Annotated in this window: 18 protein-coding genes and 1 pseudogene; all 19 read left to right on the plus strand. The window is 32.0% G+C overall.

What is annotated here, in order from left to right:
• Positions 1 to 126: 126 nt before the first annotated feature.
• Entirely contained in the window at positions 127 to 1209 is a 1083-nt protein-coding gene (locus SAMSHR1132_RS03660) for a DEAD/DEAH box helicase family protein (RefSeq protein ID WP_042354868.1), read from the plus strand.
• Positions 1202 to 1876 (plus strand): ComF family protein, encoded by a 675-nt coding sequence (locus tag SAMSHR1132_RS03665; RefSeq protein ID WP_001030559.1) that lies wholly within the window; start codon positions 1202 to 1204, stop codon positions 1874 to 1876. Before SAMSHR1132_RS03660 ends, SAMSHR1132_RS03665 begins: the two co-directional genes overlap by 8 nt.
• 60 nt (positions 1877 to 1936) lie before the next feature.
• Positions 1937 to 2509: a ribosome hibernation-promoting factor, HPF/YfiA family gene (gene hpf, locus SAMSHR1132_RS03670; RefSeq protein ID WP_000617737.1), complete on the plus strand. Its 573-nt coding sequence runs from the start codon at positions 1937 to 1939 to the stop codon at positions 2507 to 2509.
• 413 nt (positions 2510 to 2922) lie between these two features.
• Positions 2923 to 5454 carry a preprotein translocase subunit SecA gene (secA, locus tag SAMSHR1132_RS03675; RefSeq protein WP_000506539.1) on the plus strand — a complete coding sequence of 844 codons (2532 nt, stop codon included), beginning with the start codon at positions 2923 to 2925 and terminating at the stop codon, positions 5452 to 5454.
• A 314-nt stretch (positions 5455 to 5768) separates the two neighbouring features.
• Positions 5769 to 6879 (plus strand): peptide chain release factor 2 gene (gene prfB / locus SAMSHR1132_RS03680; RefSeq protein WP_014373801.1). Its coding sequence is split into 2 segments (ribosomal slippage): positions 5769 to 5840 and positions 5842 to 6879, totalling 1110 coding nucleotides; the frame shifts between segments, so codons are not numbered across the junction.
• A gap of 407 nt (positions 6880 to 7286) precedes the next feature.
• Complete coding sequence (locus tag SAMSHR1132_RS03685; RefSeq protein ID WP_000753315.1) at positions 7287 to 8114, plus strand: COG3942 and LysM peptidoglycan-binding domain-containing protein; 828 nt, start codon at positions 7287 to 7289, stop codon at positions 8112 to 8114.
• 167 nt (positions 8115 to 8281) lie between these two features.
• Positions 8282 to 8932 carry a YfbR-like 5'-deoxynucleotidase gene (locus tag SAMSHR1132_RS03690; protein WP_000538137.1) on the plus strand — a complete coding sequence of 217 codons (651 nt, stop codon included), beginning with the start codon at positions 8282 to 8284 and terminating at the stop codon, positions 8930 to 8932.
• The gene (locus SAMSHR1132_RS03695; RefSeq protein ID WP_000638422.1) at positions 8929 to 9165 is read left to right on the plus strand and encodes a CsbA family protein; all 237 of its coding nucleotides are present in this window, start codon (positions 8929 to 8931) and stop codon (positions 9163 to 9165) included. The genes SAMSHR1132_RS03690 and SAMSHR1132_RS03695 overlap by 4 nt, the downstream gene beginning before the upstream one ends.
• Before the next feature lie 267 nt (positions 9166 to 9432).
• Positions 9433 to 11418 (plus strand): excinuclease ABC subunit UvrB, encoded by a 1986-nt coding sequence (gene uvrB / locus SAMSHR1132_RS03700; protein ID WP_000229261.1) that lies wholly within the window; start codon positions 9433 to 9435, stop codon positions 11416 to 11418.
• 7 nt (positions 11419 to 11425) lie between these two features.
• Entirely contained in the window at positions 11426 to 14272 is a 2847-nt protein-coding gene (gene uvrA, locus SAMSHR1132_RS03705) for an excinuclease ABC subunit UvrA (protein WP_000662672.1), read from the plus strand.
• A gap of 374 nt (positions 14273 to 14646) precedes the next feature.
• Complete coding sequence (gene hprK / locus SAMSHR1132_RS03710) at positions 14647 to 15579, plus strand: HPr(Ser) kinase/phosphatase (RefSeq protein ID WP_000958222.1); 933 nt, start codon at positions 14647 to 14649, stop codon at positions 15577 to 15579.
• Positions 15580 to 15584: 5 nt separating this feature from the next.
• The gene (gene lgt, locus SAMSHR1132_RS03715) at positions 15585 to 16424 is read left to right on the plus strand and encodes a prolipoprotein diacylglyceryl transferase (RefSeq protein ID WP_001103507.1); all 840 of its coding nucleotides are present in this window, start codon (positions 15585 to 15587) and stop codon (positions 16422 to 16424) included.
• A 7-nt stretch (positions 16425 to 16431) separates the two neighbouring features.
• A pseudogene (locus tag SAMSHR1132_RS03720) lies at positions 16432 to 16918 on the plus strand (acyltransferase).
• A gap of 7 nt (positions 16919 to 16925) precedes the next feature.
• Positions 16926 to 18365, plus strand: a complete 1440-nt coding sequence (locus SAMSHR1132_RS03725; RefSeq protein WP_000079026.1) for a tetratricopeptide repeat protein — start codon at positions 16926 to 16928, stop codon at positions 18363 to 18365.
• A 66-nt stretch (positions 18366 to 18431) separates the two neighbouring features.
• Complete coding sequence (gene trxB, locus SAMSHR1132_RS03730) at positions 18432 to 19367, plus strand: thioredoxin-disulfide reductase (protein ID WP_000141138.1); 936 nt, start codon at positions 18432 to 18434, stop codon at positions 19365 to 19367.
• Between the two features lie 346 nt (positions 19368 to 19713).
• On the plus strand, positions 19714 to 20625 hold the full coding sequence (gene rapZ / locus SAMSHR1132_RS03735; RefSeq protein WP_000369731.1) for an RNase adapter RapZ: 912 nt from the start codon (positions 19714 to 19716) through the stop codon (positions 20623 to 20625).
• Positions 20622 to 21617, plus strand: a complete 996-nt coding sequence (locus SAMSHR1132_RS03740; protein ID WP_001248944.1) for a YvcK family protein — start codon at positions 20622 to 20624, stop codon at positions 21615 to 21617. The genes rapZ and SAMSHR1132_RS03740 overlap by 4 nt, the downstream gene beginning before the upstream one ends.
• Before the next feature lie 111 nt (positions 21618 to 21728).
• Positions 21729 to 22673, plus strand: coding sequence for a DNA-binding protein WhiA (gene whiA / locus SAMSHR1132_RS03745; protein ID WP_000006553.1), 945 nt, complete (start codon positions 21729 to 21731; stop codon positions 22671 to 22673).
• A 564-nt stretch (positions 22674 to 23237) separates the two neighbouring features.
• A complete protein-coding gene (clpP, locus tag SAMSHR1132_RS03755) occupies positions 23238 to 23825 on the plus strand; it encodes an ATP-dependent Clp endopeptidase proteolytic subunit ClpP (RefSeq protein ID WP_001049165.1) in 588 nt (195 codons plus the stop codon).
• Positions 23826 to 23843 lie beyond the last annotated feature (18 nt).

The raw sequence follows: 23843 nt of genomic DNA on the forward strand, positions 1-23843 counted from the left end.
AAAGAAGGACGATATTATCGGTGCCTTCAATGTGAAAGTAATAATCCTCAACATTTTTATCAATATTACTCATCAACTATTTCAAAAATGATTGTGTATTGTCGAAATTGTATTTCGCTTGGTCGCATGGATGATATGACAATTTATAAAATAACTGAGAGTTCTCAGAATCCTTCGCAAGCTTATTATAATCTACCGTTTGATTTATCCGCACAACAAGCATATGCTTCTGAACATATTGTTCAGGCAATTCACAACCGGCAAACGATTTTGTTATATGCAGTTACAGGTGCTGGTAAAACAGAAATGATGTTTCAAGGTATTCAATATGCAAGACGTCAAGGAGATAATGTTGCTGTCGTATCACCACGTGTAGATGTGGTCGTGGAGATTAGCAAACGAATTCAAGACGCGTTTATAGGAGAAAATATAGATGTCTTACATCAGCAGTCGCAGCAACAATTTAATGGTCATTTTGTTGTAAGTACTGTTCACCAGCTATACCGCTTCAAAAAACATTTTGATACGATTTTTGTTGATGAAGTAGATGCGTTTCCATTAGCAATGGACAATACTTTACAACAGGCATTAATTTCAGCCGCTAAAGAAAATCATGCAATGATTTATATGACGGCCACACCTCCAAAGCACCTTTTAGCAACAATTCCTCGAGAAAATATTATTAAGTTACCTGCACGATTTCATAAAAAGTCACTACCAGTTCCTAAATTCCATTATTTCAAATTAAAGGAAAGCAAAATTCAACATAGACTTTATAAATTACTAATGGAACAAATTTCTAATAAACGTTACACACTGGTCTTTTTTAATAATATAGAGATAATGATTAAAACTTTTTCGTCTTATAAGAATAAAATTTCAAGATTAACATACGTTCATAGTGAAGACGTTTTTCGTTTTGAAAAAGTAGAAAATTTACGAAATGGAAACTATGATGTCATTTTTACTACAACAATTTTAGAACGAGGATTCACGATGGCTAATTTAGATGTTATCGTCATTGATGCACATCAGTTTTCTAAAGAAGCATTAATTCAAATTGCTGGACGAGTTGGACGTAAATTAGAATGTCCAAATGGTAAAGTATTGTATTTTCATCAAGGTGTTAGTTTAAGTATGATGCTAGCAAGAAAAGAAATCTTGCAAATGAATCGATTAGCTTTAAAAAGAGGGTGGATTGATGAATAAGTGTCTAAATTGTGGTAGGAATATCAATGAAACTATTTCAATTTATAATTTATTTAAGAAGCCTTCTCAATTATGTGAATTTTGCGAGAATAAATGGAAACAGATGAAAATCAATAATAAAGAAAGACGATGTGTTAAATGTCTTAAATGTTTAAGCGATATGGAAGAAATGTGCTTAGATTGCGAATTTTTAGCAACACATTTTAAATTAATGGAACAATTGTATTGTGGATATAATTATGACGGGATAATGAAAGAGATTATTCATCAATTTAAATTTATGAAAGACTATTATTTATGTGAATTGTTGGCACATTTAATTGAAATACCTTCGACAACGTATGATTATATTGTACCAATACCTTCATCTGCATCAAATGATCAATATAGAACATATAATCCAGTTGAAGCGGTTTTAACAGCAAAGGGCATTCATTTTGATAAGATTTTAAAAATGGTTGACCGTCCAAAACAAGCTGGCTTATCTAAAAAAGAACGACTTTTAGAAGAGAATCCATTTATAGTTGATACTAGTTTAGATTTAAAAGGTAAAGAAATATTACTCATTGACGATATTTATACAACAGGATTAACAATTCATCGTGCTGGGTGTAAATTATATACTAAAAATATCAGAAAATTCAAAGTGTTTGCGTTTGCACGATAGCGTAAAAATGTTAAAATATAATAAAGAGTTACCAATAAAGAGGTTTAAGGAGAGATTACTATGATTAGATTTGAAATTCATGGAGATAACCTCACTATCACAGATGCTATTCGCAACTATATTGAGGAAAAAATTGGTAAGTTGGAACGTTATTTTAATGACGTACCAAATGCAGTCGCGCATGTAAAAGTTAAAACTTATTCAAATTCAGCAACTAAAATTGAAGTAACAATTCCATTGAAAAATGTAACGTTACGAGCTGAAGAGCGCAACGATGATTTATATGCAGGAATTGATTTAATTAATAATAAACTTGAAAGACAAGTTAGAAAATATAAAACACGTGTTAATCGTAAGAGCCGTGATCGTGGAGATCAAGAAGTGTTTGTTGCAGAGTTGCAAGAAATGCAAGAAACACCAGTTGACAATGAGACTTATGATGATAACGAAATCGAAATTATTCGTTCTAAAGAATTCAGCTTAAAACCAATGGATTCAGAAGAAGCTGTATTACAAATGAATCTTCTTGGTCATGATTTCTTTGTATTCACAGATAGAGAAACAGATGGAACAAGCATAGTTTATCGTCGTAAAGATGGTAAATATGGTTTAATTCAAACTAGCGAACAATAAATGATATTTTAAGCACTTGTGTTCTAGCACAAGTGCTTTTTTAAATTCAAAATGGTCAGTTAAATTATTTCAGTATTCACTTATGTAATTTGTTGAATGAAACATAGTGTCTATGCTAATGTAAATGGATGTATATATTTGAATGTTGAATTAATTATAGTATGTCAGTTTATTGAACAATCCACTTAAATAATCGTAAAATAACGATGCTATATTTTATGGGAAAGCATTAATGTGTATTGAGATTATATTTAATAGTGATAAACTTGTTATCAACAGAATGTGAATGAAGTTTGTCGTAAATATATTTATATTGATTCCTTAAATGAGTAAATAAGTATAATTTTATAACTATAAATGATAAGATATATTGTTGTAGGCCAAACAGTTTTTTAGCTAAAGGAGCGAACGAAATGGGATTTTTATCAAAAATTCTTGATGGCAATAATAAAGAAATTAAACAGTTAGGTAAACTTGCTGATAAAGTAATCGCTTTAGAAGAAAAAACGGCAATTTTAACTGATGAAGAAATTCGTAATAAAACGAAACAATTCCAAACAGAATTAGCTGACATAGAAAATGTCAAAAAACAGAATGACTATTTAGATAAAATTTTGCCAGAAGCATATGCACTAGTTAGAGAAGGTTCTAAACGTGTATTTAATATGACACCATATAAAGTTCAAATTATGGGTGGTATTGCGATTCATAAGGGTGATATCGCTGAAATGAGAACTGGTGAAGGTAAAACGTTAACAGCGACAATGCCAACATATTTAAACGCACTTGCTGGTAGAGGCGTTCACGTTATTACAGTCAATGAGTATTTATCAAGTGTTCAAAGTGAAGAAATGGCAGAATTATACAATTTCTTAGGTTTGACTGTAGGATTGAACTTAAATAGTAAGACAACTGAAGAGAAGCGTGATGCTTATGCTCAAGATATTACTTATAGTACTAACAACGAGTTAGGTTTTGACTATTTAAGAGATAATATGGTGAATTACTCTGAAGATAGAGTTATGCGTCCATTGCATTTTGCAATCATAGATGAGGTTGACTCGATTTTAATTGATGAAGCGCGTACACCATTAATTATTTCTGGAGAAGCTGAAAAGTCAACGTCACTTTATACACAAGCAAATGTATTTGCGAAAATGTTAAAGCAAGATGAAGATTATAAATATGATGAAAAAACAAAAGCTGTACATTTAACTGAACAAGGTGCAGATAAAGCGGAACGTATGTTTAAAGTTGAAAACTTATATGATGTACAAAATGTTGATGTTATTAGTCATATTAATACAGCTTTACGCGCACATGTGACATTACAACGTGATGTAGACTATATGGTAGTTGATGGGGAAGTATTGATTGTAGACCAATTTACAGGACGTACGATGCCTGGACGTCGTTTTTCAGAAGGGTTACACCAAGCTATTGAAGCTAAAGAAGGTGTACAAATACAAAATGAGTCTAAAACAATGGCTTCAATTACATTCCAAAACTATTTCAGAATGTACAATAAACTTGCTGGTATGACAGGTACAGCAAAAACTGAAGAAGAAGAGTTCAGAAATATTTACAATATGACAGTTACTCAAATTCCAACTAACAAGCCGGTACAACGTCGTGATAAATCAGATTTAATCTATATTAGCCAAAAAGGTAAATTTGATGCCGTAGTTGAAGATGTTGTTGAAAAACATAAAGCTGGACAGCCAGTATTATTAGGTACAGTTGCAGTTGAAACATCAGAATATATTTCTAACTTACTTAAAAAACGAGGTATTCGTCATGATGTGTTAAACGCGAAAAACCATGAACGAGAAGCCGAAATTGTTGCAGGAGCTGGACAAAAGGGTGCAGTTACAATTGCAACTAACATGGCTGGTCGTGGTACAGATATTAAATTAGGCGAAGGTGTTGAAGAACTAGGCGGCTTAGCAGTAATAGGTACAGAGCGTCATGAGTCTCGTCGTATCGATGATCAGCTTCGTGGTCGTTCTGGACGTCAAGGTGATAAAGGTGATAGTCGTTTCTATTTATCATTACAAGATGAATTGATGATTCGTTTTGGTTCTGAACGTTTACAAAAAATGATGAGTCGATTAGGCTTGGATGATTCAACACCAATTGAATCCAAAATGGTATCGAGAGCTGTTGAGTCAGCACAAAAACGTGTGGAAGGAAATAACTTTGATGCACGTAAACGTATATTAGAATATGATGAAGTGTTACGTAAACAACGTGAGATTATTTATAACGAACGAAACAGCATTATTGATGAAGAAGATAGTTCACAAGTTGTAGATGCAATGTTACGTTCAACGCTGCAACGTAGTATAAATTATTACATTAATACTGCTGATGATGAGCCAGAATATCAACCATTTATTGACTATATTAATGATATCTTCTTACAAGAAGGCGATATAACTGAGGATGATATCAAAGGTAAAGATGCTGAAGATATCTTTGAAGTTGTATGGGCTAAAATCGAAAAAGCATATCAAAGTCAAAAAGATATTTTAGAAGAGCAAATGAATGAATTTGAACGTATGATATTATTACGTTCTATCGATAGTCATTGGACTGATCATATCGATACAATGGATCAATTGCGTCAAGGCATTCACCTACGTTCATATGCTCAACAAAACCCATTGCGTGATTATCAAAATGAAGGTCATGAACTATTTGATATTATGATGCAAAATATTGAAGAAGATACTTGTAAGTACATTTTGAAATCTGTAGTACAAGTCGAGGATAATATTGAGCGTGAAAAAACGACTGAATTTGGTGAAGCTAAACATGTTTCAGCAGAAGATGGTAAAGAAAAAGTTAAAGCACAGCCAATCGTAAAAGGTGAACAAGTTGGTAGAAATGACGAATGCCCATGTGGCAGTGGTAAAAAATATAAAAATTGTCACGGTAAATAAATGATATTAATTACTCCTTCCATGAAAACACAATATTGTGTTTTGGAAGGAGTAATTTTTTGAAATTTAATAAAACATATGTAGATAGAAAACTTTTTAATCATGTATAAGTTATAATGATAGATTTATTGTAAATGGTCATTTAGCTATATTAAAATTGGTAAAAAGTATCTTACTCCAAATATGTCGATATAATTTAAATAGATTTAAATTCCTTATCAATGTTAAATTTTAACAAATCTATGTTAAAATTTAACATTATAAATTGTACGAGATTAGTACCATTATTTGAATAATAGCTAGGAGCGAAAACTATGGAATTATCAGAAATAAAACGTAATATTGATAAATATAATCAAGATTTAACGCAAATTAGGGGGTCTCTTTGACTTAGAGAACAAAGAAACCAATATTCAAGAATATGAAGAGATGATGTCTGAACCGAATTTTTGGGATAATCAAACGAAAGCTCAAGATATTATAGATAAAAACAATGCATTAAAATCAATTGTAAATGGTTATAAAAAGTTACAACAAGATGTAGATGACATGGAAGCAACTTGGGAGTTATTACAAGAAGAATTTGATGAAGAAATGAAAGTTGATTTAGAACAAGATGTAATTGATTTCAAAGCAAAAGTGGATGAATATGAATTACAATTACTATTAGATGGCCCACATGATGCTAATAATGCCATATTAGAATTACACCCAGGTGCGGGAGGCACGGAATCGCAAGACTGGGCAAATATGTTATTTAGAATGTATCAACGTTATTGTGAAAAGAAAGGTTTTAAAGTAGAAACTGTTGATTATTTACCTGGTGATGAAGCAGGAATTAAGAGTGTGACGCTGCTCATTAAAGGTCACAACGCTTATGGTTATTTAAAAGCTGAAAAAGGTGTACATCGACTTGTTAGAATTTCTCCATTTGATTCATCTGGTCGTCGCCATACATCATTTGCATCGTGTGATGTGATACCGGATTTTAATAATGATGAAATAGAAATTGAAATCAATCCGGATGATATTACTGTAGATACATTTAGAGCCTCTGGTGCAGGTGGACAGCATATTAATAAAACAGAGTCAGCTATTCGAATTACCCATCATCCATCTGGTATTGTAGTTAATAATCAAAATGAACGATCTCAAATTAAAAACCGTGAAGCGGCAATGAAAATGCTGAAGTCAAAATTATATCAATTAAAATTAGAAGAACAGGCGCGCGAAATGGCAGAAATTCGTGGTGAACAAAAAGAAATAGGATGGGGAAGTCAAATTAGATCGTATGTTTTCCATCCATATTCAATGGTAAAAGACCATCGTACAAACGAAGAAACTGGTAAAGTAGATGCTGTAATGGATGGAGAAATAGGTCCATTCATCGAATCATATTTGAGACAAACAATGTCACATGACTAAATAATCCGATAAGCCGAGACCATTTTGGTTTCGGTTTTTTGCGTATAAATGTTAAATCTTTATTTTAATGAGGGGCTCGATTAGAAGATAGGATTATGATTGAAATTGTAAATCTTTATTTTTCAATCAAGTAGATTCGCTTATTTTGTAGAATTGTTTTGTTTATAAAATGCATGTAGAGTACATTAAGTAATATTACTTGTAACCAAATTCGCCACTAAGACAAAAAGTGTGAAAGCGTTACCAAATCATTGTGATAAAAACATTTTACACTAAATCATTTCCTAGTTATGTTTTTATATTGTTAACCATTTGATTACATCGTCATAACAATAGCTTTTGATAAAATGTATTGTGCTATAGTATTTTCATACTTAAAATACTAACAGCAAAGGAATGACAACAAGATGAAGAAAACTCTTACGGTGACAGTTTCGTCAGTGTTAGCTTTTTTAGCTTTTAATAATGCAGCACATGCACAACAACAAGGCACAGTGGTTAAATCACCAATTAAGCATAATTATGTATCAAATGTTCAATCTCAAACACAATCTCAAACAACATATACAGTTGTGCCTGGGGATTCATTATATAAAATTGCATTAGAACATCATTTAACATTGAATCAATTATATTCATACAATCCTGGTGTGACGCCATTAATTTTCCCTGGTGATGTACTTTCATTAGTGCCTCAAAATAAAGCGCAACAAGTTAAGATTGTTAAAACACCAGTAAGTAAACCAAATCAAATAGCAAAGTCAACACAGCAACCTGCTAAGCAAATTTCAAAAAATGTAGCAACTAAGCAGACTGTTGCTAAAACAGTTAATGTAGCATATAAACCAGTTAAAGTACAAACGGTAGCTTCAACTAAACCAGTTGCACATTACTACAATAAATCTGTTGCAAACAGAGGTAACTTATACGCATATGGAAACTGTACGTATTATGCTTTTGATCGCCGTGCAGAATTAGGCAGAAGTATCGGTAGTCTATGGGGTAATGCAAATAATTGGAATTACGCAGCGAAAAGTGCAGGATTTAAAGTAGATAAAACACCAGAAGTTGGAGCTATTTTCCAAACTGCTGCTGGTCCATATGGTCATGTTGGCGTAGTTGAATCAGTAAATCCTAATGGAACAATCACGGTATCCGAAATGAATTACGCAGGATTTAATGTTAAGTCAACAAGAACAATTTTAAATCCAGGTAAATACAATTACATTCATTAATTAGTTATTTATTCATCCTCTTAACCTGTCTTGTAAAATGGGTTAAGAGGATTTTTTTGTTATAATATGAACGAAGGTAAACAATTAAGAAATTTAAATGATATTTAATTGAAGGATATGTAAAAAGAAAGTATAATTTATGATTAAATAATAGGGAGGTAATTGAAATGGGCGTACATCAATATTTTAAAAGATTATCAGACATGGAAAGACTTATAAGATTACCTGGAAAATTTAAATATTTTGAACATAACGTAGCAGCACACTCCTTTAAAGTAACTAAAATTGCTCAATACTTAGCAACTGTAGAAGAATATCATGGGCAAAAAATAAATTGGAAAAGTTTATATGAAAAAGCATTAAATCATGATTTTGCAGAAGTGTTTACTGGTGATATTAAAACGCCTGTGAAATACGCCAGCAGTGAATTGAAAAAACTATTTTCGCAAGTTGAAGAAGAAATGGTAGAAACATTTATAGAGGAAGAAATTCCGTTGCCATATAGAGAAGTTTACAAGCAACGATTGCAAGAAGGTAAAGATGATTCCATAGAAGGACAAATACTTTCAGTTGCGGATAAAATTGATTTATTATATGAAACATTCGGTGAGATTCAAAAACGTAATCCTGAAGAATTATTTTTTGAAATTTATGCAATGAGTTTAGAAACAATTATTCAATTCGATCATTTAGCTTCTGTACAAGATTTTATCGATAATATCATTCCAGAAATGTTAACTGAAAACTTCATCCCAAAAACAGAATTAAGAGAAACTACAATGAACATTTTAAACAAAAGAAAAGAGGAAAATGAATGATATGGTATATTAGCGCTGCATTCTTTCCATGTGTCTTAGTAGTGTTATTTAGTGTATTGACTAGAAGTAAATGGGTTGGTACAACACTAACGTTGATTTTAATAGGGGCTTCCATATATAAGGAATACTTTCATAACGAGTGGATTATCTTTATTGACGTAGTATCACTATTAGCTGGATATCTTATAATAGATCAGCTTGAATTTCATAAGCATCAAGATGGAGATCGCTAATTTTGACCTAAGGACAATGTCCAAACAAATTAATTGAAACAATAAGACGTTTGATATAAAGTGTATATACTCACAAAATATAACTAGATAAATGAATTGATTAAATGCAAGCATAGTTAGAACAACTATGTTTGTTTTTCTTTGTATTAAAATATTACGAACAAATGTTTGCTTTTTTAGCGATTATTTTGATAAAATATGAAATAAGAAAGAGCAAATTTGAACGGGATAAATAAATAACACATTAAATAGGAGGCGTATGTAACAATGGTTGAGCATTATCCTTTTAAAATACATTCTGAATTTGAGCCTCAAGGTGACCAACCACAAGCAATTAAAGAAATTGTTCAAGGTATTAAAGAAGGTAAGAGACATCAGACATTATTAGGTGCTACAGGTACTGGTAAAACTTTTACAATGAGTAACGTAATTAAAGAAGTTGGTAAACCGACTTTAATCATCGCACATAATAAAACATTAGCAGGTCAATTGTATAGTGAATTTAAAGAATTCTTCCCTGAAAATAGAGTAGAATACTTCGTGAGTTATTATGATTATTATCAACCTGAAGCATATGTTCCATCTACAGATACATTTATTGAAAAAGATGCATCCATTAATGATGAGATAGATCAATTACGTCACTCAGCTACAAGTGCATTGTTTGAGCGTGATGATGTAATAATTATTGCAAGTGTAAGTTGTATATATGGTTTAGGTAATCCAGAAGAATATAAAGATTTAGTAGTAAGTGTTCGTGTTGGTATGGAAATGGATAGAAGTGAGTTGCTTAGAAAACTTGTAGATGTTCAATATACACGTAATGATATTGATTTCCAACGTGGTACTTTTCGAGTTCGTGGAGATGTTGTAGAAATATTCCCAGCTTCAAAAGAAGAGTTATGTATTAGAGTTGAGTTTTTCGGAGATGAAATAGATCGCATAAGAGAAGTTAACTATTTAACAGGTGAAGTATTAAAAGAACGAGAACATTTCGCAATATTCCCAGCATCTCACTTCGTAACGCGTGAAGAAAAAATGAAAGTTGCAATAGAACGTATTGAAAAAGAATTAGAAGAACGATTAAAGGAATTGCGTGATGAGAATAAATTGTTAGAAGCCCAACGCTTAGAGCAAAGAACTAATTATGATTTAGAAATGATGAGAGAAATGGGATTTTGTTCAGGTATTGAAAATTATTCCGTACATTTAACATTACGTCCGCTAGGTTCAACACCATATACCTTATTAGATTATTTTGGTGATGACTGGTTAGTAATGATTGACGAATCACATGTGACATTACCGCAAGTTAGAGGTATGTATAATGGAGACAGAGCACGTAAACAAGTGCTTGTTGATCATGGTTTCAGATTACCAAGTGCTTTAGACAATAGACCACTTAAATTTGAAGAATTTGAAGAAAAGACGAAGCAGTTAGTATATGTTTCGGCAACACCAGGACCTTATGAAATAGAACATACAGATAAAATGGTTGAACAAATTATACGTCCAACTGGTTTACTAGATCCTAAGATTGAAGTTAGACCTACTGAAAATCAAATCGATGACTTACTAAGTGAAATACAAGCAAGAGTTGAAAGAAATGAACGAGTTTTAGTAACAACACTTACTAAAAAAATGAGTGAAGATTTAACAACGTATATGAAAGAAGCAGGTATTAAAGTTAACTACTTGCATTCTGAAATTAAAACATTAGAGCGAATTGAAATTATTAGAGATTTACGTATGGGTACGTATGATGTCATTGTAGGTATTAATTTATTGAGAGAGGGTATTGATATACCAGAGGTTTCTTTAGTTGTGATTTTAGATGCAGATAAAGAAGGCTTTTTACGTTCAAATAGGTCATTAATTCAAACAATCGGTAGAGCTGCGCGTAATGAAAGAGGCGAAGTCATAATGTATGCTGATAAAATGACAGATTCGATGAAGTACGCAATAGATGAAACACAACGTCGTCGTGATATTCAAATGAAGCATAATGAAAAACACGGCATTACGCCTAAAACCATCAATAAGAAGATTCATGATTTGATAAGTGCAACTGTTGACAACGATGAAAACAATGAAAAAGAACAAACTGTAATACCTAAGAAAATGACAAAAAAAGAACGACAAAAAACAATCGAAAATATAGAAAAAGAAATGAAACAAGCAGCGAAGGATTTAGATTTCGAGAGAGCTACAGAATTAAGAGATATGTTATTTGAATTAAAAGCAGAAGGGTGACAAGTAAATGAAAGAACCATCTATAGTAGTAAAAGGTGCTCGTGCGCATAACTTAAAAGACATTGATATTGAATTACCCAAAAATAAATTAATAGTAATGACTGGTTTGTCAGGGTCAGGTAAATCTTCTTTAGCATTTGATACAATCTATGCTGAAGGGCAACGTCGATACGTTGAATCATTAAGTGCCTATGCGCGTCAATTTTTAGGTCAAATGGATAAACCTGACGTTGATACGATTGAAGGATTATCGCCAGCAATTTCAATAGATCAAAAAACAACGAGTAAAAACCCAAGGTCTACTGTAGCTACGGTAACAGAAATATATGATTATATTCGTCTGTTATATGCACGTGTAGGTAAGCCATATTGTCCAAATCACAATATAGAAATTGAATCTCAAACGGTACAACAAATGGTTGATCGTATAATGGAGTTAGATACACGTACAAAGATTCAATTATTAGCACCTGTCATCTCTCATCGTAAAGGTAGTCATGAAAAGCTAATAGAAGATATTGGTAAAAAAGGTTATGTACGTCTAAGAATTGACGGAGATATTGTTGATGTAAATGAAGTGCCAGCATTAGATAAAAATAAAAATCACACAATTGAAGTTGTTGTCGATCGTTTAGTTGTAAAAGAGGGCATTGAAACACGACTAGCTGACTCTATTGAAACAGCACTTGAACTTGCTGAAGGTCAATTAACTGTTGATGTTATCGATGGTGAGGACTTAAAATTTTCTGAAAACCATGCTTGTCCGATTTGTGGCTTTTCAATAGGAGAATTAGAACCAAGAATGTTTAGTTTCAATAGTCCATTTGGTGCATGTCCAACCTGTGATGGTTTAGGTCAAAAGTTAACTGTTGATGTTGATTTAGTGGTACCAGACAAAGATAAAACATTAAATGAAGGTGCCATTGAACCATGGATACCTACTAGTTCTGATTTTTATCCAACCTTATTAAAACGTGTTTGTGAAGTATATAAAATTAATATGGATAAGCCATTTAAAAAGTTAACAGATCGACAACGTGATATTTTATTATATGGTTCAGGTGAAAAAGAAATTGAATTTACGTTTACTCAACGTCAAGGCGGTACTAGAAAAAGAACGATGGTATTTGAAGGAGTTGTTCCAAACATTAGTCGTCGATTCCATGAATCACCATCAGAATATACACGTGAAATGATGAGTAAATATATGACAGAATTACCATGTGAAACTTGTCACGGGCAACGATTAAGTCGAGAGGCTTTATCGGTGTATGTAGGTGGATTGAATATTGGAGAAGTTGTTGAATATTCAATTAGTCAAGCGTTAAACTATTATGAAAACATCAATTTATCAGAACAAGATCAAGCGATTGCTAATCAAATACTAAAAGAAATCATTTCTCGATTAACATTTTTAAATAATGTAGGACTGGAATATTTAACATTAAATAGAGCTTCTGGAACGTTATCGGGTGGTGAAGCACAACGTATTAGATTAGCAACACAAATTGGATCACGATTAACAGGTGTATTATATGTACTTGATGAGCCTTCAATTGGCCTTCATCAGAGAGATAATGATCGGTTAATAAATACTCTCAAAGAAATGAGAGATTTAGGAAATACTTTAATCGTAGTAGAACATGATGATGATACGATGAGGGCTGCAGATTATTTGGTTGATATTGGCCCTGGTGCTGGCGAGCATGGTGGTCAAATTGTTTCTAGTGGTACGCCACAGAAAGTAATGAAAGATAAAAAGTCTTTAACAGGTCAATATTTAAGTGGGAAAAAACGAATTGAAGTTCCAGAATACCGTAGACCTGCTTCAGACCGTAAAATTTCGATTCGAGGTGCAAGAAGCAATAATCTTAAAGATGTGGATGTGGACATTCCATTATCAATCATGACAGTAGTAACTGGTGTATCAGGATCCGGTAAAAGTTCTCTAGTAAATGAAGTATTATACAAATCATTAGCACAAAAAATTAATAAATCAAAAGTTAAACCGGGATTATACGACAACATTGAAGGTATTGATCAATTAGATAAAATTATCGATATTGACCAATCTCCAATCGGTAGAACGCCACGTTCAAATCCGGCAACTTATACAGGTGTATTTGATGATATACGTGATGTATTTGCGCAAACGAATGAAGCTAAAATTCGTGGTTATCAAAAAGGACGATTTAGTTTTAACGTAAAAGGTGGGCGTTGTGAAGCTTGTAAAGGCGATGGTATCATTAAGATTGAAATGCATTTTTTACCTGATGTTTATGTGCCATGTGAAGTATGTGATGGTAAACGATACAATCGTGAAACGTTAGAAGTAACATATAAAGGTAAAAATATTGCAGACATTTTGGAAATGACTGTAGAAGAAGCAACACAATTTTTTGAAAATATTCCTAAGATTAATCGTAAGCTTCAAACACTTGTGGATGTAGGGCTAGGCTATGTAACATTAGGTCAACAAGCTACAACATTATCTGGTGGTGAAGCACAACGTGTAAAACTTGCTTCAGAATTGCATAAACGCTCTACTGGGCGTTCAATCTACATTTTGGATGAACCAACAACTGGGTTACATGTTGATGACATTAGTAGGTTATTAAAGGTATTAAATCGATTAGTTGAAAATGGTGACACTGTAGTGATAATTGAGCATAATTTAGATGTGATTAAAACAGCTGATTATATTATCGATTTAGGACCAGAAGGTGGAAATGGTGGCGGTACGATTGTAGCAACAGGTACGCCGGAAGATATTGCACAAACAGAAGCATCATATACAGGTAAATATTTAAAAGAAGTACTTGAACGAGATAAACAATATACTGAAAATAAATAATAATAAAAGAAGTGAAAGTTGTCGTTAGGAGATCTTTCACTTCTTTTTATATAATGATATACGTATATCATTATATAAGATTGCTGAAAAGAAATATGTTGATATAGGGTCAAAATCAGACTAGCTAATTATAAATAAGTAATTAAATTGTTGTTAATATTTAAAATAACAGAAGACAATGTTTCCAATTTTTCAGTCTTTTTATTAAGCAATGTATTAAAGTATAAATGAATGGTATTAATAGTGACTTGCAAAACATTAATAATAATGAACAATTAATATTTAATTTAGCTTTTCAATGTAGATTGTTGTCATATTTTTGATATGATAATAGGAGATGTAAGAGAAGGGATAAATATAATTGAGGTGAACCCATGTTAACGACAGAAAAACTAGTTGAAACGTTAAAGTTAGATTTAATCGCTGGTGAAGAAGGTTTGTCAAAGCCAATTAAAAATGCAGATATATCAAGACCAGGCTTAGAAATGGCAGGCTATTTTTCACATTATGCTTCAGATAGAATACAATTATTAGGAACTACCGAATTATCATTTTATAATTTATTGCCGGATAAAGACCGAGCAGGACGTATGCGTAAACTTTGTAGACCGGAAACACCGGCAATTATTGTCACTCGTGGCTTGCAACCACCAGAAGAACTTGTAGAAGCTGCAAAAGAATTAAATACACCTCTTATAATTGCTAAAGATGCGACAACAAGTTTAATGAGTCGTTTAACTACGTTTTTAGAGCATGCATTAGCAAAAACAACCTCTTTACACGGCGTTTTAGTTGATGTATATGGTGTGGGTGTTTTAATTACTGGTGATTCTGGTATTGGTAAAAGTGAGACTGCATTAGAATTAGTGAAACGTGGTCACAGATTAGTTGCCGATGACAATGTAGAGATTCGTCAAATTAATAAAGATGAATTAATCGGAAAACCACCAAAGTTAATCGAACATTTATTAGAAATACGTGGATTAGGTATTATTAATGTTATGACTTTATTTGGTGCAGGTTCTATTTTAACCGAGAAGCGAATTAGATTAAATATTAATTTGGAAAACTGGAATAAACAAAAGTTATATGATCGCGTAGGATTGAATGAGGAAACATTAAGCATTCTAGACACTGAAATTACGAAGAAAACAATTCCAGTTAGACCTGGTAGAAACGTAGCAGTTATTATCGAAGTTGCAGCAATGAATTATCGATTAAATATTATGGGAATTAATACTGCAGAAGAATTTAGCGAACGTTTAAATGAAGAGATTATCAAGAACAGTCATAAGAGTGAGGAGTAGGTTGAATGAATGTTGTATTTAACTATATAGATCCTGTGGCGTTCAACTTAGGACCACTTAGTGTACGATGGTATGGCATTATTATTGCTATTGGTATATTACTTGGCTACTTTGTTGCACAAAGAGCGCTTGTTAAAGCAGGATTGCATAAAGATACATTAGTAGATATCATTTTTTACAGTGCTTTATTTGGATTTATTGCGGCACGAATATATTTTGTCATTTTCCAATGGCCATATTACGCGGAAAATCCTGGTGAGATTATTAAAATTTGGCATGGAGGTATAGCAATTCATGGTGGCTTAATCGGTGGCTTTATTGCTGGTGTCATTGTATGTAAAATTAAAAATTTAAATCCTTTCCAAATAGGTGATATTGTTGCACCGAGCATAATTTTAGCGCAAGGTATTGGACGCTGGGGTAATTTTATGAACCACGAGGCACATGGCGGTCCTGTATCACGTGCATTTTTAGAACAATTGCATTTGCCTAATTTTATAATTGAAAATATGTATATTAATGGTCAATATTATCATCCAACATTTTTATATGAATCGATTTGGGATGTGGCTGGATTTATCATTTTAGTTAATATTCGAAAACATTTAAAACTAGGTGAGACATTCTTTTTATATCTAACGTGGTATTCCATTGGAAGATTCTTTATAGAAGGTTTACGAACTGATAGTTTGATGTTAACTAGTAATATAAGAATTGCGCAAGTTGTATCGATCATTTTAATTTTAGTAAGTATTGGCTTAATTGTGTACCGAAGAATGAAATATAATCCGCCTGTTTATAGTAGTGTTGGGCCACTAACATGGCCAACAAAAAAAGTGAAGTAGTGATATTTTGAGAAAATTCTTGTCTAAAACGTATCATCATGTAAATCCTTTATGGCATATTTATCGGATTATTAAATTTCCGAAGGTGTTGAAAAATACAATCATCATAGAAATCGCAAAATTCATTCCTAGTATGTCGTTAAAAAAATATGTATATCAACGTTTTTTAAATATGAATATTGGTAAACAAACTTCAATAGCATATAAAGTAATGGTGGATATATTTTACCCAGAATTAATCACAATAGGCAGTAATAGCGTTATTGGATATAATGTCACGATATTAACGCATGAAGCCTTAGTTGATGAGTTTAGATACGGTCCTGTATGTATTGGATCAAATACTTTAATAGGTGCAAATTCAACAATTTTACCTGGAGTGAAGATTGGTAATCACGTTAAAATAGCAGCGGGTACAGTTGTATCAAAGGATGTACCAGATAATGTATTTGCATATGGCAACCCTATGTATATAAAAAATGATTAGGAGGTGACAATTGCATGGCGCAACGGAACAATAAAGTAATTTCGATGACCTTTGATGATGCTTTTTATCGAAAAATGGCTAGTCAAAAATTTAAACAAAGAGAATATAAACGAGCTGCTGAATATTTTGAAAAAGTGTTAGAATTGTCACCTGATGATCTGGAAATTCAAATTGATTATGCACAGTGTCTTGTGCAGCTTGGTGTTGCTAAAAAAGCAGAACATTTATTTTACGACAATATTATTTATAATAGGCATTTAGAAGATAGCTATTATGAATTGAGTCAGCTTAACATTGAACTTAATGAACCAAACAAGGCATTCTTGTTTGGTATTAATTATGTATTTGTTAGTGATGATCAGGAATATAGAGACGAATTAGAGCAAATGTTTGATGTGAAATATGAAAACGAGGAGCAAATTGAGCTAGAAGCCCAATTATTTGCAGTACAAATATTGTTTCAATACCTTTTTTCACAAGGTCGTTTGAAGGATGCCAAAAATTATGTTCTACATCAATCACAACAAGTTCAAGACCATCGTGTCGTACGTAATTTATTGGCAATGTGTTATTTATATCTTGGTGAATATGACACGGCAAAAGCACTATATGAAGCACTTTTAAATGAAGATAGTACTGATATTTATGCTTTATGTCATTACACATTGTTGCTTTATAATACTAAAGATAATGAACAATACCAAAAATATCTAAAGATATTAAATAAAGTTGCTCCAATGAATGATGATGAAAGTTTTAAATTAGGTATTGTATTAAGTTATTTAAAGCAGTATCGCGCATCGCAACAGTTACTGTATCCGTTATATAAAAAGGGTAAATTTTTATCTATACAAATGTTTAACGCGTTATCATACAATTATTATTATCTAGGTGATAAAGAAGAAAGTCGTTATTTTTGGGAAAGATTGACGCAAATCTCTAAAGTAGAAGTTGGACATGCACCTTGGGTAATTGAACATAGTAAAGAGGTATTTGAACATAAAATTTTGCCAATGCTAGTTAGTGATGACAGCCACTATCGTTTGTACGGGATTTTCTTATTAAACGAATTAAATGGTCGAGAAATTGTTATGACCGAAAGCATTTGGCAGGTACTGGAAAATCTCAATAACTATGAAAAATTATATTTGACATATTTAGTGCAAGGATTAACATTAAATAAATTAGATTTTATACATCGTGGTTTAATCTTACTTTATCGCAATGAGTTATTTACAAATAATAATGATTTGATGGTTGCATGGATTAATCAAGCTGAGCTGATTATTGCTGAAAAAGTAGATTTAACTGATGTTAAGCCATATATCGGTGCATTTCTATACTTATATTTTAAAAATGAACCGCAAAATATAACAAAAAAACAAATCACAACATGGCTAGATATAACACAATATAAACTGAATAAAATGATAGAATTTCTCTTGAGCATATAGATTTATGAAAAGTTAGATTTATTATATAATGCGCATAATGATTAATAATGAGGAGGCGTTGTTAAAATGACTGAAGTAGATTTTGACATAGCAATTATCGGTGCTGGTCCAGCTGGTATGACAGCAGCAGTGTACGCATCACGTGCAAATTTAAAAACAGTTATGATTGAAAGAGGTATTCCAGGTGGTCAAATGGCCAATACAGAAGAAGTGGAAAACTTCCCTGGCTTTGAAATGATTACAGGTCCAGATTTGTCTACCAAAATGTTTGAACATGCTAAAAAGTTCGGTGCTGTTTATCAATATGGCGACATTAAATCTGTAGAAGATAAAGGTGACTACAAAGTCATTAATTTTGGTAATAAAGAATTAACTGCTAAAGCAGTAATTATTGCTACAGGTGCAGAATACAAAAAAATCGGTGTACCAGGTGAACAAGAACTTGGAGGACGCGGTGTAAGTTATTGTGCAGTATGTGATGGTGCATTCTTTAAAAACAAACGCTTATTCGTTATTGGTGGTGGTGACTCAGCAGTTGAGGAAGGTACATTTCTTACTAAATTTGCTGATAAAGTTACAATTGTACACCGCCGTGATGAGTTACGAGCACAACGTATATTACAAGATAGAGCTTTCAAAAATGATAAGATAGATTTTATTTGGAGTCATACACTTAAATCAATTAATGAAAAAGATGGTAAAGTGGGATCAGTTACTTTAGTATCTACAAAAGATGGCTCAGAAGAAACACATGACGCAGATGGTGTATTCATTTATATTGGTATGAAACCATTAACAACACCATTCAAAGACTTAGGTATTACAAACGATGTAGGTTATATTGTTACAAAAGATGATATGACAACATCTGTACCAGGTATATTTGCAGCTGGAGATGTTCGTGATAAAGGGTTACGTCAAATTGTTACTGCTACTGGTGACGGAAGTATTGCAGCGCAAAGTGCAGCGGAATATATTGAACATTTAAATGATCAAGCTTAGAGATTTAATTTAAATGAAAAGTAATATTGTGTTTTAGTTACACAAGTATTTTAGATAATAGTGACGAAGATAGATATTGTTGCTTTATATGAAATAAATTAAACAACATCGAAAACTAGAACTTTGTACGTATTAAATATGCGTTTCAATAAGTTCTAGTTTTTTTCTATGTTATATTAAAGTTATAACTTAACATGTGGATAAGCTTAACATTCCACATCTTGTAAATGATGTATATTTTTTAAAATGAATCTATGTATAGTTAAAATAAAAACATATCTTTACTTAAATTTGTCATAGACAATTAAAATTAACATCAAGAAATACGTGTTGGCGGTGAATAATTATGGATAACAATGAAAAAGAAAAAAGTAAAAGTGAATTATTAGTTGTAACAGGTTTATCTGGTGCAGGGAAATCATTAGTTATACAAAGTTTAGAAGATATGGGGTATTTTTGTGTAGATAATTTACCTCCAGTGTTATTACCTAAATTTGTAGAATTGATGGAACAAGGTAATCCCTCATTAAGAAAAGTAGCAATTGCTATAGATTTAAGAGGTAAGGAATTGTTCAATTCACTTGTTGCAGTAGTAGATAAAATCAAAAGTGAAAGTGACGTTATTGTCGATGTCATGTTTTTAGAAGCGAATACTGAAAAATTAATTTCGAGATATAAAGAGACGCGTCGTGCACACCCATTGATGGAGCAAGGTAAACGATCATTAATCGATGCTATAAATGACGAAAGAGAACATTTATCACAAATTAGAAGTATTGCTAACTTTGTTATAGATACAACAAAATTGTCTCCTAAAGAATTAAAAGAACGAATTCGTAGATATTATGAAGATGAAGAATTTGAAACATTTACAATTAATGTTACGAGTTTTGGGTTTAAACATGGGATACAAATGGATGCAGATTTAGTATTTGACGTTAGATTTTTACCAAATCCTTATTATGTTGTTGATTTAAGACCATTAACAGGATTAGATGAAGACGTATATAATTATGTTATGAAATGGAAAGAAACAGATATTTTCTTTGAAAAATTAACTGATTTGTTAGATTTTATGATACCCGGGTATAAAAAAGAAGGGAAATCTCAGTTAGTAATTGCCATTGGTTGTACGGGTGGACAACACCGTTCAGTAGCATTAGCTGAACGACTTGGTAATTATCTAAATGAAGTATTCGAATATAATGTTTATGTGCATCACAGAGACGCACATATTGAAAGTGGCGAGAAAAAATGAGACAAATTAAAGTTGTACTTATAGGTGGTGGCACTGGCTTATCGGTCATGGCTAGGGGATTGAGGGAATTCCCGATTGATATTACAGCAATTGTAACGGTTGCTGATAATGGCGGAAGTACAGGTAAAATTAGGGACGAAATGGATATACCAGCACCAGGAGACATCAGAAATGTAATCGCAGCTTTAAGTGATTCTGAGTCCGTACTAAGCCAACTTTTCCAGTATCGTTTTGAAGAAAATCAAATTAGTGGGCATTCATTAGGTAATCTTTTAATTGCTGGTATGACAAATATTACGAATGATTTTGGTCATGCAATTAAAGCGTTAAGTAAAATTTTGAATATTAAAGGTAGAGTGATACCTTCAACAAATACAAGTGTACAATTAAATGCTGTCATGGAGGATGGCGAAATTGTATATGGTGAAACGAATATTCCAAAAAAACATAAAAAGATAGAACGTGTATTTTTAGAACCTAGTGACGTGCAACCTATGGAAGAAGCAATCGATGCTTTAAGAGAAGCGGATTTAATCGTTCTAGGACCAGGTTCATTATATACAAGTGTGATTTCTAACCTATGTGTCAATGGTATCTCAGATGCGTTAATTCATTCTGATGCACCTAAATTATATGTTTCAAATGTTATGACGCAACCAGGAGAAACTGATGGTTATAGTGTCAAAGACCATATCGATGCCATTCATAGACAAGCGGGACAATCATTTATTGATTATGTCATATGTAGTACGCAAACATTTAACAAACAAGTGTTAAAAAAATATGATGAAAAACATTCTAAACCAGTAGTAGTGGATACATTAGAACTTGAAAATCAAAACATTAATGTTAAAACTTCTTCAAATTTAGTTGAAATTTCAGATGATCATTTAGTTAGGCATAATACTAGAGTTTTATCGACAATGATTTATGACATAGCTTTAGAATTAATAAGTACAATTCCTTTCGTGCCACGTGATAAACGTAAATAATATTGAACACGTGCATATTATGATATGATAATAGGGCTGTGTTTATTAAATGAACAATGACGATGGTTTGAATAAGAATCATGTTATAAATTAGAAAGGAATGACTGTAAGATGAGCTTTGCATCAGAAATGAAAAATGAATTAACGAGAATAGACGTCGATGAAATGAATGCAAAAGCAGAGCTCAGTGCATTAATTCGAATGAATGGTGCGCTTAGTCTTTCAAATCAACAATTTGTCATTAACGTACAAACTGAAAATGCAACGACTGCAAGACGGATTTACTCTTTAATCAAACGAGTCTTCAATGTTGAAGTAGAAATTTTAGTTCGTAAAAAGATGAAACTTAAAAAGAATAATATTTATATTTGTCGTACAAAAATGAAAGCGAAAGAAATTCTTGATGAGTTAGGTATTTTAAAGAATGGCATTTTTACGCATGAAATTGATCAATCAATGATACAAGATGATGAAATGAGACGTAGCTATTTGCGTGGTGCTTTTTTAGCGGGGGGGTCAGTTAATAACCCTGAAACTTCATCATATCATTTGGAAATTTACTCTCAAAATGAAAGTCACGCTGAAGGTTTAACGAAACTTATGAATAGTTATGAACTCAATGCCAAACATTTAGAACGAAAAAAGGGAAGTATAACGTATTTAAAAGAAGCTGAAAAAATTTCGGATTTTCTTAGTTTAATTGGAGGCTATCAAGCTTTACTAAAATTTGAAGATGTACGTATTGTTAGAGATATGCGTAATTCTGTTAATCGACTTGTTAATTGCGAAACAGCAAATTTAAATAAAACGGTTAGTGCAGCTATGAAACAGGTTGAAAGTATTAAATTAATTGACAAAGAAATCGGTATTGAAAATTTACCAGATAGACTTAGAGAGATAGCTAGACTTAGAGTCGAACATCAAGAGATATCATTGAAAGAACTGGGAGAAATGGTTTCAACGGGGCCGATTTCAAAGTCAGGTGTGAATCATAGATTAAGAAAATTAAACGATTTAGCTGATAAAATTAGAAATGGCGATCAAATAGAATTATAAGTAAGTCAGGTGTTTTTGGTAGTAACTATCAAAAATGCCTTTTTTGATGTTTTTTACGGGTATAATGAACAATATATCGATTACCTATCAAATTGGACAGATGCGTTTATAGAAGATAAAGGAAAATAAATAATCAAGATTAGGTGACATCATATGTAATAGTTCGGTCATTAAAAATATCAATGTAATAATTATTTGAGTCCCTGAAAGGTTCCTATGACCTACAAAATCAAAATGCTACATAAAAAAGAATCCTGGCAATGCAGGATTCTTTGTATTGAAAAGTATTGTATTTTATTAAAATGCCTCCTTGAAGGGAATCGAACCCCTATCTTAAGAACCGGAATCTTACGTGTTATCCATTACACCACAAGGAGTAATTTAGTTAATCATATTTCTGTACTATAAGAAGTAAAATAAGTACAATCTAAAATAGATAATATCAGTTTACAAAGGAAAGACTAAAGCGTCAAACAATGTGTTAATTTAAAATCAAAGTGTTTGACCAAATTTGACTTAATATGTAAAATAATGAGTAACAGTTATTACAAGGAGGAAATATAGATGAATTTAATTCCTACAGTTATTGAAACAACAAATCGCGGTGAACGTGCATATGATATTTACTCACGTTTATTAAAAGACCGTATCATTATGTTAGGTTCACAAATTGATGACAACGTAGCAAATTCAATCGTATCACAGTTATTATTTTTACAAGCACAAGATTCAGAGAAAGATATTTATTTATACATTAATTCACCTGGTGGAAGTGTAACAGCTGGTTTTGCAATTTATGATACAATCCAACATATTAAACCAGATGTACAAACAATTTGTATTGGTATGGCTGCATCTATGGGTTCATTCTTATTAGCAGCTGGTGCTAAAGGTAAACGTTTTGCATTACCAAATGCTGAAGTAATGATTCACCAACCATTAGGTGGTGCACAAGGGCAAGCAACTGAAATCGAAATTGCTGCAAACCATATTTTAAAAACACGTGAAAAATTAAACCGCATTTTATCAGAACGTACTGGTCAAAGTATCGAAAAAATTCAAAAAGATACTGATCGTGATAACTTCTTAACTGCAGAAGAAGCTAAAGAATATGGCCTAATTGATGAAGTTATGGTGCCAGAAACAAAATAATTTATTATTAGAAGTAGG

Origin of the sequence: Staphylococcus argenteus, from assembly GCF_000236925.1 — a bacterium.
GTDB classification, from domain to species: domain Bacteria; phylum Bacillota; class Bacilli; order Staphylococcales; family Staphylococcaceae; genus Staphylococcus; species Staphylococcus argenteus.

Bases quoted from the DNA above. Each gene is read 5' to 3' on its own strand.
- SAMSHR1132_RS03660 (WP_042354868.1), top strand. From the start codon at position 127: ATGGATGATATGACAATTTATAAAATAACTGAGAGTTCTCAGAATCCT.
- SAMSHR1132_RS03665 (WP_001030559.1), top strand. From the start codon at position 1,202: ATGAATAAGTGTCTAAATTGTGGTAGGAATATCAATGAAACTATTTCA.
- hpf (WP_000617737.1), top strand. From the start codon at position 1,937: ATGATTAGATTTGAAATTCATGGAGATAACCTCACTATCACAGATGCT.
- secA (WP_000506539.1), top strand. From the start codon at position 2,923: ATGGGATTTTTATCAAAAATTCTTGATGGCAATAATAAAGAAATTAAA.
- SAMSHR1132_RS03685 (WP_000753315.1), top strand. From the start codon at position 7,287: ATGAAGAAAACTCTTACGGTGACAGTTTCGTCAGTGTTAGCTTTTTTA.
- SAMSHR1132_RS03690 (WP_000538137.1), top strand. From the start codon at position 8,282: ATGGGCGTACATCAATATTTTAAAAGATTATCAGACATGGAAAGACTT.
- SAMSHR1132_RS03695 (WP_000638422.1), top strand. From the start codon at position 8,929: ATGATATGGTATATTAGCGCTGCATTCTTTCCATGTGTCTTAGTAGTG.
- uvrB (WP_000229261.1), top strand. From the start codon at position 9,433: ATGGTTGAGCATTATCCTTTTAAAATACATTCTGAATTTGAGCCTCAA.
- uvrA (WP_000662672.1), top strand. From the start codon at position 11,426: ATGAAAGAACCATCTATAGTAGTAAAAGGTGCTCGTGCGCATAACTTA.
- hprK (WP_000958222.1), top strand. From the start codon at position 14,647: ATGTTAACGACAGAAAAACTAGTTGAAACGTTAAAGTTAGATTTAATC.
- lgt (WP_001103507.1), top strand. From the start codon at position 15,585: ATGAATGTTGTATTTAACTATATAGATCCTGTGGCGTTCAACTTAGGA.
- SAMSHR1132_RS03725 (WP_000079026.1), top strand. From the start codon at position 16,926: ATGGCGCAACGGAACAATAAAGTAATTTCGATGACCTTTGATGATGCT.
- trxB (WP_000141138.1), top strand. From the start codon at position 18,432: ATGACTGAAGTAGATTTTGACATAGCAATTATCGGTGCTGGTCCAGCT.
- rapZ (WP_000369731.1), top strand. From the start codon at position 19,714: ATGGATAACAATGAAAAAGAAAAAAGTAAAAGTGAATTATTAGTTGTA.
- SAMSHR1132_RS03740 (WP_001248944.1), top strand. From the start codon at position 20,622: ATGAGACAAATTAAAGTTGTACTTATAGGTGGTGGCACTGGCTTATCG.
- whiA (WP_000006553.1), top strand. From the start codon at position 21,729: ATGAGCTTTGCATCAGAAATGAAAAATGAATTAACGAGAATAGACGTC.
- clpP (WP_001049165.1), top strand. From the start codon at position 23,238: ATGAATTTAATTCCTACAGTTATTGAAACAACAAATCGCGGTGAACGT.